Consider the following 13,384-nt stretch of genomic DNA (forward strand, 5'->3'; position numbering starts at 1 on the left):
ACTGTGGAACTTGCAAGCATTTCTCTGACCCTTTGCGCCTTGCTGGTCATTTTCATGGGCGGAACGATCTGGGTCGGTATTTCACTTTTTCTCGTCGGCTTCGGCGGATTCCTTATCTTCACCGAGCTGCCCTTTGGTTCCATCCTCGCCACCACCGGCTGGAATAATACCAGCGGATCAGCGATGATGGCCCTGCCGATGTTCGTATGGATGGGCGAAATCCTTTTCCGCAGCCGGATCTCCGAGAATCTCTTTAAGGGTCTGACCCCGTGGATGGACCGCATCCCCGGCAGGCTGCTGCATGTCAATATCCTCGCCTGCACCTTTTTTGCGGCGGTCAGCGGCTCCTCGGCGGCCACCACCGCGACCGTCGGCAAAATCACCGTGCCCGAGCTGACTAAACGTGGCTATGATCACAGCCTTTCGGTAGGCTCTCTGGCCGGTGCCGGGACCCTCGGCTTTCTTATCCCGCCGAGCATGATGATGCTGGTATACGGCATTATCGGCGATGTCAGCATCGGTAAATTGTTCATCGCCGGGGTCATACCCGGTTTTATGCTGGCTGGAATTTTCAGCCTGTATATTATGATCTGCTGCCTGATCACCCCGAGCATGGCCCCGGCTGGTGCTGATCGGCACACCTGGTTGCAGCGCTTTCAGGCCATTCCGGAAATCCTCCCGGTGCTTGTTCTCATTCTGCTGGTGCTCGGCAGTCTCTATGCCGGTTGGGCGACGCCGACTGAGGCAGGGGCGGTGGGTGTTATTGGCTCGATGATCTTTGCGGTACTAACCAGGAGCATGAATTTCGAGGTGTTTCGCGCCAGCCTCATGGGCTCGATTAAGACCACGGCCATGATCATGCTCATCGTCCTTGGCGCTTCCTATCTGTCGGTGGTTGTCGGCTATCTCGGCATTACCCGCAAGTTGACGCTGCTTGTCACCGAAATGGGGCTGTCGCCGTTCATGCTCATCATCATCCTCAGTGTGCTGTATGTGGTCCTCGGCTGTCTCGTCGACGGCTTTTCAATGATCGTCATGACCACTCCCATCGTTTTGCCGATGGTAACCGCCGCCGGCTTTGACACGGTGTGGTTTGGTATCTATCTGGTATTAATGATCGAACTGGCGCAGATCACCCCGCCCGTCGGCTTCAACCTTTTTGTTATCAGTTCGCTCAATAACGACGACATTCTAAAAATTGCCCGGGATGCCATGCCGTTTTTCCTCTTGATGGCCTTAATGACCGCAATAATAACCGTCTTTCCCAAAATTGTGTTGTTCTTGCCGAATCTAATGAAGGGGTGAGAGATGAAGATGAACATTGATCTCAACTGTGATATGGGGGAAAGCTTCGGGGCCTATACCCTGGGGATGGATGAAGCGATCATCGCCTCGATTTCCTCCGCCAATATTGCCTGCGGCTTCCATGCCGGCGATCCCCAGGTCATGAGCCGCACCGTAAAACTCGCGCGAGAACATGGGGTTGGTATCGGTGCCCATCCGGGATTCCCCGATCTCCTTGGTTTCGGCAGGCGCAATATGGACTGCAGTAGCGATGAAATTGAGGCCTACCTGATCTACCAGATAGGCGCGCTGCAAGCCTTTTGCACCGCCCACGGCACCCGTCTCGGCCATGTTAAACCGCACGGCGCCCTTTATAACATGGCTGTCGGCAACGAGATTCTGGTTCGTTCCATTGCCCGGTCTATCGCTAAAGTCGACCCCAGCCTGGTTATGGTCATACTGGCCGGCGGCAAGGCGTCGCGGATGGCTGCCATCGCGGGAGAAGAAGGAGTACGCACCCTTTTCGAGGCCTTTCCGGATCGGGCCTATACCGCCGAGGGAGCACTGGCGTCCCGGCGTCTGCCGGGTGCGGTTATCCACGACCCTGAAGTGGCAGCCGACCGGGCGGTACGTATGGTGGTTGACGGCGAGGTTATCGCCATCGACGGCACGCGGGTGCCTCTGGCAGTTCATACCCTGTGTGTCCATGGCGACAACCCGAACGGGGTTGCCTTGGCGGCAACTATCCGCAGCCGGCTGGAGGATGCCGGAGTTGTCGTCAGACCGATGGCCTTGCCCCAGGCAGTTTAACGGCGAAATTGCTATGAAAACAGAGTTTCGTGCAAGCGGTGATCGCTCTCTTCTGGCGGTATACGGCAGCGGTGTCGATCAGGCGGCAAATGAAAAGGTGCGGCAGATGGCCGCCCTTTTGTCCGGCCGTTCGCATCCGGGCATCGAGGCGGCTGTCGGGTCGTATTGCACCCTCATGCTCCACTACAATCCCCTACATATCGGTTTTGAGGAACTGACCAGGCACCTTCTCGACCTGGAAAAGACCCTTGGCGAGGTTGTTGTCGAAGGGGCTAAAACCGTCGAAATCCCGGTATGCTACGGCGGTGAATTCGGCCCCGATCTGAGCTTCGTTGCCCAGCATGCAGGGATGGGCACGAACGAGGTCATTGCCCTGCACAGCGCGGTGAGCTACCACATCTATGCGATCGGCTTTGCCCCGGGCTTTTGCTATTTGGGTGGTCTTGATCCACGGTTGCACGCGCCGCGCCTGATGACACCCCGCCAGAATGTCCCCGCCGGTTCGGTCGGTATTGCCGCGAGCCAGACCGGCGTGTATCCCCTGGCAAGCCCCGGCGGCTGGCAGCTGATCGGCCGGACACCGCTTCGCCTCTTTGCCCCCGAGCGGCAGCAGCCGATACTGTATCAACCCGGCGACAGCATTCGCTTCCGGCCGGTTGCCGAGGATGAATTCCGGCACATCTACCAATTGGACAACCCATGACCACCGCACTGCGCATATTGACGCCGGGGCTCTGTACCACCGTTCAGGATCTCGGGCGGTTTCATGCCTATCACATGGGGGTGCCAGCCTCCGGGGAGCTCGATGACTACGCCGGGCAGGTGGCCAATTGGCTGGTGGGTAATCCGGCAACGGCTGCGACCCTGGAAATGTCGATGATCGGTGCAAGCATGGAAATCCTTGCCGCTTCCGACATCGCCATCACCGGCGCCGCCATGAACCCGCAGCTGAATGGCAGGCCTTGCCGGCAATGGACGTCGTTCTTTGTTAAACCGGGCGATATTCTTGAACTCGGAGCGGCTGACAACGGATGCCGTGCCTATCTGGCGATAACCGGCGGCATTGATGTCCCCCTGGTCTTGGGCAGCCGGGCCACCTATCTTGGCGGCCGGCTTGGCGGCTTTCAGGGCAGGATGCTTGCCGCGGGAGACGTTCTCGCGCGAGGGGCCGGGCCGCTACAGAAAGCCCCGAAAACCCTGCCGTGGTTTCCGCTGTATCCCGAGACCATCTTTCTCCGGGCGATCGCCGGGCCGCATGACGGCTATTTCTGCAATCAACTCGCACGGTTCTTTTCTACTCCCTTCACCGTCTCCAGCCAATGCAACCGCATGGGCGTACGACTTGCCGGCGACGCCATCGAGCGCGATGCCGATGCCCCGGAGAGTATCCTGTCCGAGCCGATAGCGCCTGGCAATGTGCAGATTCCGGCCGGTGGCCAGCCGATCGTTCTCCTCAAGGAACAGACCATCGGTGGATACACCAATATTGCCACGGTGGTATCGTCGGATATCTGGCGAATGGGTCAGGCCAAACCCGGCGATCAGGTGCGTTTTGTGCGGATTGATTTGCACGAAGCACATGCATTGTACCGGGATTGGCAGGCTTTTCTGGCGGGGATAGAAAGTTTACTGGCCGGTTGCTAGCTGCCGACTGTGGTCATGTCTTATTCCAGGATGACGCCATGGAATCATTTGCCATGTCGTGGCCCTTATGCAACAGGGAACGGGTCGCCGGCCCCCGGTACTGATTTTGTTTCCCTGGAAACGGATAAGATTTTTCATGGGAAGTTATTTCCTCGCATTATTAATCACGGCAGGATTGCAAAGGGCTTACAACTCCAGGCTCGGCTTTCCAAGGTATAAGTTTTAAAACCCTTCGTACCTAAAAATACGAACTCCTTCGGAGAGGGAGAGTAATTCGATAATTCCCACTGATAATAAAATACCGAGAACGATGCCGGTGATGACACATCCGCAGAAAAAACCATATCGAGCGAGTTGTGATTGCAGGTTCATGGGTGCTTCCTCCATGCGCCGGCGATTTTTTCTATCAGGATATCACTTGTATGCTTTACCGCTTCTCTTGTTCGAAAGTGACTGTGATCGGAAAAATCTGATTCCTGGTAATCAACAAGTTCCGGTAAGATAATAAGACCGGCATCTAGTTGAGCAGCGAGAGTCACCAGCCATTCCCTGTGTCGCGCTAAAATCGGCCGCATTTCCGGAAAGGAATCAATCGCCGGGTTTCTTGGCGTATCCACCAGAATTAGTTTGAAATTGCCAGTGCTGTTAAGATTCTTTTTTAGCGAAACAATTGCCTCGGTAAATTCTTTCTCATAGGTTGTCGCGCCCTTGGCAAGAAATCGGTTAATAGTGCTTGTAACCCTTTTGTTACGATAAATTGGATCACCCGGTCCATTGTCTAACCGAAGTCGCCCTATGACATAATCATAATTGCTCTCTAACGTGGATTTTTTGTCCCTGCGCACATTTCGTAGATCTTCACGAAGAGTGGCTTCAGATACTTGTTGGCGCAGGAAGGCCGCCCGGTTCTTTAGACCGGCCAAAGACCATTCGTTCGACAGAGGGGGATCGAACAATTGTGCCCTTTTGTTAGTTTCGGGATGGTTTAGCAGGCGATCATAGTTGACGGATATAAGAACAAGCCCTTCACGGCCGTGAGCCGCTGCCTCGATGACTTTTTGGCCATACCAAAATGGTTGACCCCGTGAAGTCAGATCGACAGGGTTAAAGGGAAATCCACGCTCCGCCAGGGCATCGGCAAAGTATTTTTCACTTTCTATCGATCGTTTGAGAGTAGATGCGCCAAGGAAAAACAGCACAGGATTGGTTGTTGCCCTTTCCCTGCTGTCGATCGCCCGCATGAATATATAGAGATTATCATGGGCTCGGGAAATACCTGGATAAACATGTAAAAGGGCAACTAAAATGCGCGGCGGCGAAAGGAGCAAGATATATAGCAGTACTGCCGACACGGTGAACATGATTACGGTTGTATATGGGTTCATGGAAAAAAGCCCAAGCCGCAATCCATGCAAAAAAAGTCGTATCTGTTGCATATTATCCGTTTTGTCGGCTTGTTACGAACGTGTTTATGCGCTCGATGGTGTCGAGATTTTCAAGATTGATATCCAGGACACCAAATTTCACACCGAACGTTTTTTCGAGCCATACTACAAGTTCCACCATGCTGAAACTATCCAGATAGCCTTCACTGAAGATGCCGGTCGTGGCCTCTAATTCAGCGACCGGTAAAGCGAACTCGGATGCAAGATACCTTCTAAGAAGTGCATCAAATGTAAGGGCTGCGGTCATTTTCTGTATCCCTGTCTGAGTATTTTAGGTTGTTGGCGGCATGAAACTTTCCTGCAGCAGTTTCCTGTCAATCTTGCCGTTGGGGGTGCGGGGGAAGGGCTGGGGATGAACTTTGATTGTTTGTGGAATCTGGTAACCAGGCATATTTTTCTGGCACCAATGTAGCAGCTCGTCCCGGCTAAACTCCTTTTCGCTCCTTGGCCTGACAATGGCGACAATAGATTGTCCCAGTCGGTCGTCCGGTAAGCCGAAAACGATGGTCTCCGCCAAGAGTCCGGAGGCGAGCAAGGCCTCCTCTATCTCATCCGGGCTGACCCTGTAACCACATGTCTTGATAAGGCAATCATTGCGGCCGACGTACCAGAGAATCCCGTCCTCATCGCGGCGCACCAGATCTCCGCTGTGAACAACCGGCTCATCGCTGATAAGATGCGAGAGATGTCGATTGGCATGGATTTTTTCGGCGGTCAATTCGGGTTGTTGCCAATAGCCCTGCGACACCAAAGGCCCGCGGTGGAGAAGTTCGCCAACCTCATTCGGGCCGCATAAGCCGGAGAGGCTGTCAACGACGAAGATTTCGGCATTGGGGATGGCGATGCCGATGGCTCCGAGTTTTTGGCGGAACAAGCCGGGAGGGAGCCAGGTTGAGCGGAAGCATTCGGTCAGGCCATACATCAGTACAATCTCTACATCGGCCAGCAGGCGTGCCATGTTCTTGAGTGTTGCAGCCGGAATTTTGCCACCACTGTTGGTGATATAACGCAGCTTGGGGAAGGGGACCGGTCCGGCCATAAGAGTATGGATAAAATCGACCCAGAGGGTAGGAACAAGGGCAAGCCCGGTAACCCGTTCGCTACGGATCGCTCGAATAATCTCGGTTGCCATCGGAACCGGTTGGAGTATGAGAGTGCCCCCTATCAAGAGCATCGTCGTCAATTGATTGAGCCCGTAATCAAAGCTGAACGGCAACACGCTGAGGACCCGGTCTTCATTGGTATTTTTAAGATAGCTGACAACTGACATTGCCCCTTGGCACATGTTTTCGTGGGTGAGCATGACGCCTTTTGGTTTGCCCGTCGAGCCGGAAGTGTAAATGAGCGCTGCCAGATCACCGGCAAGGGCAGGACAGGCCAGTGGGCACACCGACGCCTGCAGCGACAGCAGGGCGGTTGCCGAGCCAACGGTAGGTCGATTATCGGCCTGGAGAATATGCGGTGTGAGGTTGGCGGTGACGGCGGCATTGTGCAGGCGCTTTAACCTGGGTGCATCACTGATGAATGCAGTCAGGCCGCAGTCGCTGGCGATGTGGGCGACTTGACGTGGACTCAAACCGGCATTGATATTAACGAAGACTGCCCCCAGTCGGGCAGCGGCAAACATAGCGGCAATTTCGCCCGTCGATTTCAGGAGATGGATACCAACCCGATCTCCTCGTTGTACCCCCCGTTCGGCCAACCACACGGCCATCCGTTCAGCAAGAGCAGCTACTTCTTGAAAGGTTACATCGTTGCCGCGATCCCTTAAAAAAACCCGGTGGGGAGTGGCATCGACATTGCGCGCCAGGAGATCCCAGAGGGTGTTGCATTGGTTTGAGTTGTTTGTCATCCTTACATCTCTTTTCCGGTTAGGATGTTATTGAAAAAAGACGCAAGAGAATCTTGCCGATAGCGACCGGATCGTTTCCCTCAACGACCAGGGCAGTCATACTCAACACGACAAAGCTTTGTGTCAAACCCCAGTTCCATACGGATTTGAGGGAGGTGAGAGGGTGTAGCCAGCTGTTTTGCTCGCTGCCAACCTGCCGCGGAGTTCGCCGGTTTCGCCTGTTTTTCCTCTTGAGGTAAAAATACACCACAAGAACAGTTCCGTGCATGAGTCCCCAGATCAATCGGTTGAGGGTAAGCGCATGCCAAAGACCGATAACGGCAAATGTTGCATATGCTGCCAGAACCGGCCGCCGGAACAGGCCAAGAATGGGTTGGTAGATATACTCACGGCACCAGTCGGATAAGGTCATATGCCAGCGGCGCCAGAACTCGTCAATTGAGGTGGCAAGAAGCGGGAAATGGAAATTTTCCATAATAACAAACCCGAATAATCTGCTGGTGCCGATGGCAATATCGGTGTAGGCGCTGAAGTTGAGATAGAGTTTGAGATAAAAGATGAAGAGAAAGAGCCAAAGCCCCCCTGTACTGAGGGTATTGATTTCAGTGAGCAATGCTTTGCCGCTAAGGTCCGGCTGAAGGCCGCCGAGGATGATCGAGACAAGCACAAATTGTTTAATTATTCCGTAACAGACCCGAGTAGCACCGTGCAACACATGCGACCAATCGAAACGTGGCAGCATGTCGGAAAGAAATCTGTCGTAGCGCTGGATTGGTCCAGCTGAAAAGGTGGTGGGTAAAAAAATGTACACCGAGAAAAGATCAAGTCGATAGCCGGATATCCGCCTGATGTATGCATCAATAATGAAATGAAGCAACTTAAACGAAAAATAACTGATGCCAAGCGGGAGAATAATATTGTGGTCGATGTTGCCCGCCGATACCCCCTCGCGGACAGCAACAAGTTTCCAGATAATAAGATGGCAAGCGATCAATCCACTGAGAGCCAGAAGAGCCCTTTTGCCCATTGGGGCGTTGTGCCGGTCAAGCCTGAGGGCCAGATCGATGAAAATAATGGCACCGACGAGCAGAGCGGCGCTGGTGAGATCAAAAAAAGCGATGACACCAACCGAAAACAATGCCAACAGAGGGAATTTGAGCGCGGCCGGCAGGAACCAGAAGACAAAAGGGCCGATCAGCACAAACAACCAAAATATATAGGAGGTAATCATGAGGGAAATAACACCTAAATCAAAAGCTACTTAGGGTATGGTGCACTGGAAGGTCAAGGTAGCCATTTATCTTTTATTTTGCAAGAACCATCAATTCGGCCAGCCAGTCCTCTTCTTATAGACATTTTGCAGCAGGTTTACCGGCTTGGTCAACATCGACTCTAACTCCACCTAAGTCGCTTCCCGGCAAGAAGAAATGCCATGCAGCATGGGCTGAAAACTGGTACCATCGCAGGATTTAGAGTCGGCCTATGCGGGGAGAAATGGAAACTCCCAGTTCTCCTTAACTCAACCTTGCCTGTGTTTATGGAAATACTCATCTACGGCACCACCGATATCAGTTATCTGGTGGCCTCGCGGCTGCAGCACAATCACAATATCACCATCCTCCATAATCCTGGCGAGCTGGGAGAGAAATTCGCCAACCTCGATGTCAGTGTGGTAGAGGGCAGCGGTGGCGACCTGGCCATCCTCGAAAAGATCGAGGCCCAAAAAGCCGAACTGTTTATCGCCAGCTCGGCAATCGATGAGGCCAATATCGTTGCCTGCTGGACCATGAAGAAGATGGCTGACACCGAAACCATCTGTTTTATCTCGAAACCCTCACTGTACAAGACCTTTGCTTCACAGACGCAAAGCCAGTATCAGACCCGCTACGACATCGACTCGATCATCTGGCCAGAACAGTTGCTGACCCAGGACATCTTCCGCATCATCTCAGTGCCGGAGGCCCTTGATGTGGAATTTCTGGCCGGCGGCAAGGCCAAGCTTTTTGAATACCGGATCAAAGAGGATTCACAGATCGTCGACAGGACCATCAAGGAGTGCAAATTCCCCACCAACGTTCTGATCCCGGGTATTACCCGCGATGGCAAACTCTTCATCCCCAATGGTTCGACAACCATCAAGGTAAACGACAAGATCTTTTTCATCGGCACAAGCATTGCCCTGGATAATCTGGCGGCGGATTTTTTCAAGCACGATCGCAAGGTAAAGAGCGTGTCGATAATCGGTGGCGGCAGCGTCGGTTTTATGTTGGCGGAGATGCTGGAACGCACCGGTATCAAGGTTAAAATTATCGAACATAGTCCGGAACGTTGTGCCTTTCTTGCCGACTCACTGAAAAAAACCCTGGTCCTGCAAGGCAACGGTACCGATCTGGAACTCCTCGAAAGCGAAGCGATTGCCGCGGCCGACGCCTGCATCTGCATCACCGACAACGATGAGAAAAATCTCCTCTGCTCCCTGTTGATGAAGCAGCTCGGTGCAAAACGCATCGTCACTCGGGTCGGCAACATTCAGAACTACAATCTCTTTGAACATGTCGGAATAGATGTGGTGGTATCGCCGAAGGCCTCGGCCCTGACCGAGGTGATAAACCGGGTGCAGGGAGTTAATGTCAACGTTGTCGCCCTGATTGAGGGTGGCAAGGGGGAAATGCTCCGCTTCACCTTGCCGGAGACCTTCACCAAGGTCCGGCTTCGAGACCTGCATTTGCCCGTCAATGCCCTGGTCGGGGTAATCCTCCGGGGGCATAAGGTGCTTATCCCCAACGGTGAGAGCCATCTGCTGCCCGGGGACAGCCTGCAGATCTTTACCATGAAGGAAGATTCGGAAAAGATTAAGGAGTTCTTCTTCGCATGAGGCCGTCATTTGTTGCCAGCGCCCTCGGCATCATTCTCCTCGCCTTTGGGGCCATTGTCCTTATCCCGATTGTTTTCAGCGGCGGCGATAATCGCCTCATCCTGCCTTTTCTCACCGCCTCGGCGGTGTCGTTCATTCTTGGCCTTGCCTGCCGTTTGTTCGGCAAGCTGAACCGGAATTTCGATACCATCAAGCATACCGAAGGGCTGCTGATTGTTACCTTCACCTGGGTGGTCACCGCCGGTATCGGGGCGATTCCCTATCTGTTTTTCGGGCTTTCACCGGTTGACGCCTATTTTGAGTCGGTATCCGGCTTTACCACGACGGGGGCGACTATCCTTGCCGATTTTGCCCCCTACCCAAAGGCCTTCTTTTTCTGGCGCGACCTCACCCAATGGTTGGGCGGTATGGGGATCATCGTTCTGTTCGTCGCCATCCTGCCGCAGCTGGGGGTGGCCGGGCGGAAGATCTTCTTTACCGAGGCCCCGGGGCCAACCGACGATAAGTTCACCCCCCGGGTCGCCCATACCGCCAAGGCCCTCTGGCTAATCTACCTGTTGCTCACTATCCTCCAGGTCGTCCTCCTGGTGGCGGCCGGTATGCCGATTTTCGACGCGGTCTGCAACGCCTTCGGCACCATGGCGGCCGGTGGTTTTTCGCCCCACCCGCAATCGATCATGGGCTATCAAAGCCCGACCATCACCTGGATTACCACGGTCTTCATGGTCCTTGCCGGGGCAAACTTCGCCCTCCAGTATAAATGCTTTCTCAAGGGGAAGTTCCGGGTTCTCTTCACCAACGAAGAGTTTCTTTTTTACCTGGCTATTACAGCTAGCGCCTCACTGCTCTGCGCGGCTTTCCTCTGGGGCCAGCAGGCGTCTTCACTCAACGACAGCCTTCGCGACGGCATGTTCCAGGTGGTGTCGATCCTCACCACCACCGGCTTTTGTTCGGCGGATTTTGCGCTGTGGCTGGTACCGGCGCAGACGGTGCTCTTTGCGGTGATGCTGGTCGGCGGCTGTGCCGGTTCGGCGGGTGGCGGCGTCAAGGTGGTGCGGGTGCTTTTTACCGCAAAGTTCCTAAAGCGGGAGATCGATCGGATCGTTCATCCGAAGGCAATTTTGCCGATAAGAATCGACAAGGCCACCGTGCCGGATGATATTCAGCGACAAATTCTTGGCTTCTTATTGTTTTATTTAATCCTGCTCCTCGCCTCCGGCCTGGTGGTGACCATGATCGAGCAGAACGCCGTCACCGGCTTCGTCGGCACGGCGGCAACCCTTGGCAACATCGGCCCCGGTTTTGGCGAAATCGGTCCCATGGGCAGCTTTGCCGGGCTGCATTGGACCTCGAAAACCATTTTCATCGTCGATATGATCGTCGGCCGCCTGGAGTTGATTCCCTTCCTCGCCATGCTCTGCCCCGAGTTCTGGACCATGGGCCGCAATTGATGTCCCGATGGCGGATGATACGTGTTCAATGATTTACAACCGGGCTTCTGGCAAAATGCTCAGCGGTAAGGATTATATTTACGCAGTTTATTGTTGAGGGTTGTTCGAGTGATGTTGAGGCGTTTTGCCGCCTCACTTTTATTGCCTCGTGTTTGCTCCAGCGTTTCTTGGATGGCCTTGCTTTCAATCTCTTTAAGCGATTTTCCGCCCAGCCCGAGGATTTCTCCTTCATTTTCGTTGTGTTGGTGATAACTGGTGGTCAAGGCCTCCGGTAATTCCTTGTCTGAAATAGAGGGTGAATTGGAGAGAATCACTGCCCGCTCGATGACGTTTTCAAGCTGTCGGACGTTGCCGGGCCAAGGACTCTTGCAGAGGATATCCATGGCCATGGGTGTGAACCCCTTCAGCTCCTTACGGTTTTTTTCCATGTATTTATGGAGGAAATGGTTGGCGAGCGGTGGGATATCCTCCATTCGTGCGCGCAGGGGCGGGATGTGGATGTTCACCACGTTCAGACGGTAATAGAGGTCCTCGCGGAAGCGACCAAGGCGCACCTCTTCTTCGAGATTACGATTGGTGGCGGCGATGATTCGAATATCGACATGCAGTACTTCGTCGCTTCCCAGACGCTGGATTTCCCGTTCCTGGATAGCGCGAAGAATCTTGCTCTGCATCGGCAGAGGGATCTCGGTGATTTCATCGAGGAATATTGTGCCATGGTTAGCCTGCATAAACCGGCCATGCCGTTGGCGGTCGGCTCCAGTGAAAGTCCCTTTTTCGTGGCCGAACAATTCTGATTCAAGGAGGGTCTCGCTTAAGGCGGCGCAGTTCACTGTAATTAGGCTCCCTTTTTTTCGGGAACTATTGGCGTGAATGGCCTTGGCGAAAATCTCCTTACCGGTACCGCTTTCGCCGGTAATAAGGATCGTGGCTTCGGTGGGGGCGGCGGTTCGCGCCAGTTCCACCACCTGAAGAATGGCTGCGCTTGAGCCGATGAGATTGTGGAAACCCTTGTCTGTGGCAATTTTTTCCTTGAGAATACGGTTCTCGGAAGCAAACTGGAGATGATTCATCGCCCGGTTGACGATGCGTGCCATTTCTTCGAAATTGAGAGGCCTGGTTAGGTAATCGTAGGCCCCCATTTTCATTGCCTCCACAGCCGTGTCAACGGAAGAAAAGTCAGTCATGATAATGATAGGCACGGTGGGGTTATAGTCCTTGATTCGCCGGAGGGCCTCAAGGGTATCGAGATGGGCCATACACCCGTCCATCAGTACCAGGTCGACGGGTTTGACTTGTATCTTTTTCACGGCATCCTGGCCATCGATGGCACAATCCACCGTATGGCCGAGACTTTTTGCCATGGCCCGAAGCATGCCCAGGTGGTCACTATCATCGTCAACAACGAGGATCTTGCCTTTTCTCATCATGCCCTCCCTGGTTGTTGGTTTTCCCTTCCAGCTTTTCTTGCTTTTTTCACTACCCTCTGCGTCACCAGTGATTAAAAACACATCACCTGCCGTATGTCGTCCGTCCAGTTTTTAGACAGTAATCATTGTTACGAGTACGGGTGTTCATGGCAGAAAAATAAACATCCAAAATATATTCAAATATTACCAGTTGTTGTTGAACACTATGATTAGTGGCACGAGAGTTGCGATAGCTTGGGCATCAGCCAATGGCTGCCAATAAATAATTAGCTATCCGAATAAAATATTGAACAAGGAGACCAAAGTCATGAAAACAACCGTAATGACTATGATTGCTGTTATTGCCGGGACTGTTGTTCTCAGTCTGGCCACTGCTAACGCCTACGAAAATCGAGATCCGACCTGGTTAAACAGGAGTCTACCGGAAGTGGCAACCCTCGACAATTGTCCGGACATAAACAAACCTATTCAAGAAATGGATATGTCATCTGCAGAACGGAACTGAACTTCAGGACACACCAGCTCAAGAACGCAACTTTGATTGTTGCGTCTTCATTCGTTACCCGGCATGAGGGCAACAGCAAAAGCCCTCA

Annotated in this window: 13 protein-coding genes; 7 read left to right on the forward strand and 6 right to left on the reverse strand. The window is 53.5% G+C overall.

What is annotated here, in order from left to right; genetic code table 11:
* Positions 1-3: 3 nt before the first annotated feature.
* From OEL83_18010 to OEL83_18025, 4 genes are read left to right on the forward strand one after another with little or no spacing between them, the layout of a single operon-like run.
* Entirely contained in the window at positions 4-1,305 is a 1,302-nt protein-coding gene (locus OEL83_18010; protein MDK9708942.1) for a TRAP transporter large permease subunit, read from the forward strand.
* 3 nt (positions 1,306-1,308) lie between these two features.
* A complete protein-coding gene (locus tag OEL83_18015; GenBank protein ID MDK9708943.1) occupies positions 1,309-2,094 on the forward strand; it encodes a LamB/YcsF family protein in 786 nt (261 codons plus the stop codon).
* 13 nt (positions 2,095-2,107) lie between these two features.
* On the forward strand, positions 2,108-2,797 hold the full coding sequence (gene pxpB, locus OEL83_18020) for a 5-oxoprolinase subunit PxpB (protein ID MDK9708944.1): 690 nt from the start codon (positions 2,108-2,110) through the stop codon (positions 2,795-2,797).
* A complete protein-coding gene (locus OEL83_18025) occupies positions 2,794-3,738 on the forward strand; it encodes a biotin-dependent carboxyltransferase family protein (GenBank protein MDK9708945.1) in 945 nt (314 codons plus the stop codon). The genes pxpB and OEL83_18025 overlap by 4 nt, the downstream gene beginning before the upstream one ends.
* A 222-nt stretch (positions 3,739-3,960) precedes the next feature.
* On the opposite strand, the gene OEL83_18030 is transcribed toward OEL83_18025, so the two are convergent.
* From OEL83_18030 to OEL83_18050, 5 genes are read right to left on the reverse strand one after another with little or no spacing between them, the layout of a single operon-like run.
* Complete coding sequence (locus OEL83_18030) at positions 3,961-4,110, reverse strand: hypothetical protein (protein ID MDK9708946.1); 150 nt, start codon at positions 4,108-4,110, stop codon at positions 3,961-3,963.
* Complete coding sequence (locus tag OEL83_18035; protein ID MDK9708947.1) at positions 4,107-5,174, reverse strand: hypothetical protein; 1,068 nt, start codon at positions 5,172-5,174, stop codon at positions 4,107-4,109. Before OEL83_18035 ends, OEL83_18030 begins: the two co-directional genes overlap by 4 nt.
* Position 5,175: 1 nt before the next feature.
* Positions 5,176-5,430: an acyl carrier protein gene (locus tag OEL83_18040; protein MDK9708948.1), complete on the reverse strand. Its 255-nt coding sequence runs from the start codon at positions 5,428-5,430 to the stop codon at positions 5,176-5,178.
* A 24-nt stretch (positions 5,431-5,454) separates the two neighbouring features.
* Complete coding sequence (locus OEL83_18045; GenBank protein ID MDK9708949.1) at positions 5,455-7,035, reverse strand: AMP-binding protein; 1,581 nt, start codon at positions 7,033-7,035, stop codon at positions 5,455-5,457.
* Between the two features lie 19 nt (positions 7,036-7,054).
* On the reverse strand, positions 7,055-8,266 hold the full coding sequence (locus tag OEL83_18050) for an MBOAT family protein (protein ID MDK9708950.1): 1,212 nt from the start codon (positions 8,264-8,266) through the stop codon (positions 7,055-7,057).
* 306 nt (positions 8,267-8,572) lie between these two features.
* Here OEL83_18050 and trkA point away from each other — a divergent pair, with 306 nt between their 5' ends.
* Together trkA and OEL83_18060 are read left to right on the forward strand one after the other, a co-directional pair.
* Positions 8,573-9,910 (forward strand): Trk system potassium transporter TrkA, encoded by a 1,338-nt coding sequence (gene trkA / locus OEL83_18055; GenBank protein ID MDK9708951.1) that lies wholly within the window; start codon positions 8,573-8,575, stop codon positions 9,908-9,910.
* On the forward strand, positions 9,907-11,361 hold the full coding sequence (locus OEL83_18060; GenBank protein ID MDK9708952.1) for a TrkH family potassium uptake protein: 1,455 nt from the start codon (positions 9,907-9,909) through the stop codon (positions 11,359-11,361). Before trkA ends, OEL83_18060 begins: the two co-directional genes overlap by 4 nt.
* Before the next feature lie 59 nt (positions 11,362-11,420).
* Here OEL83_18060 and OEL83_18065 read toward each other — a convergent pair whose 3' ends face one another.
* The gene (locus OEL83_18065) at positions 11,421-12,788 is read right to left on the reverse strand and encodes a sigma-54 dependent transcriptional regulator (protein ID MDK9708953.1); all 1,368 of its coding nucleotides are present in this window, start codon (positions 12,786-12,788) and stop codon (positions 11,421-11,423) included.
* Positions 12,789-13,098: 310 nt separating this feature from the next.
* Here OEL83_18065 and OEL83_18070 point away from each other — a divergent pair, with 310 nt between their 5' ends.
* Positions 13,099-13,296, forward strand: a complete 198-nt coding sequence (locus tag OEL83_18070) for a hypothetical protein (GenBank protein MDK9708954.1) — start codon at positions 13,099-13,101, stop codon at positions 13,294-13,296.
* The last annotated feature ends 88 nt before the right edge of the window (positions 13,297-13,384 follow it).

The organism is Desulforhopalus sp. (assembly GCA_030247675.1).
Classification (GTDB): domain Bacteria; phylum Desulfobacterota; class Desulfobulbia; order Desulfobulbales; family Desulfocapsaceae; genus Desulforhopalus_A.

Bases quoted from the DNA above. Each gene is read 5' to 3' on its own strand.
- OEL83_18015 (MDK9708943.1), top strand. From the start codon at position 1,309: ATGAAGATGAACATTGATCTCAACTGTGATATGGGGGAAAGCTTCGGG.
- pxpB (MDK9708944.1), top strand. From the start codon at position 2,108: ATGAAAACAGAGTTTCGTGCAAGCGGTGATCGCTCTCTTCTGGCGGTA.
- OEL83_18025 (MDK9708945.1), top strand. From the start codon at position 2,794: ATGACCACCGCACTGCGCATATTGACGCCGGGGCTCTGTACCACCGTT.
- OEL83_18030 (MDK9708946.1), bottom strand. From the start codon at position 4,110: ATGAACCTGCAATCACAACTCGCTCGATATGGTTTTTTCTGCGGATGT.
- OEL83_18035 (MDK9708947.1), bottom strand. From the start codon at position 5,174: ATGCAACAGATACGACTTTTTTTGCATGGATTGCGGCTTGGGCTTTTT.
- OEL83_18040 (MDK9708948.1), bottom strand. From the start codon at position 5,430: ATGACCGCAGCCCTTACATTTGATGCACTTCTTAGAAGGTATCTTGCA.
- OEL83_18045 (MDK9708949.1), bottom strand. From the start codon at position 7,035: ATGACAAACAACTCAAACCAATGCAACACCCTCTGGGATCTCCTGGCG.
- OEL83_18050 (MDK9708950.1), bottom strand. From the start codon at position 8,266: ATGATTACCTCCTATATATTTTGGTTGTTTGTGCTGATCGGCCCTTTT.
- trkA (MDK9708951.1), top strand. From the start codon at position 8,573: ATGGAAATACTCATCTACGGCACCACCGATATCAGTTATCTGGTGGCC.
- OEL83_18060 (MDK9708952.1), top strand. From the start codon at position 9,907: ATGAGGCCGTCATTTGTTGCCAGCGCCCTCGGCATCATTCTCCTCGCC.
- OEL83_18065 (MDK9708953.1), bottom strand. From the start codon at position 12,788: ATGAGAAAAGGCAAGATCCTCGTTGTTGACGATGATAGTGACCACCTG.
- OEL83_18070 (MDK9708954.1), top strand. From the start codon at position 13,099: ATGAAAACAACCGTAATGACTATGATTGCTGTTATTGCCGGGACTGTT.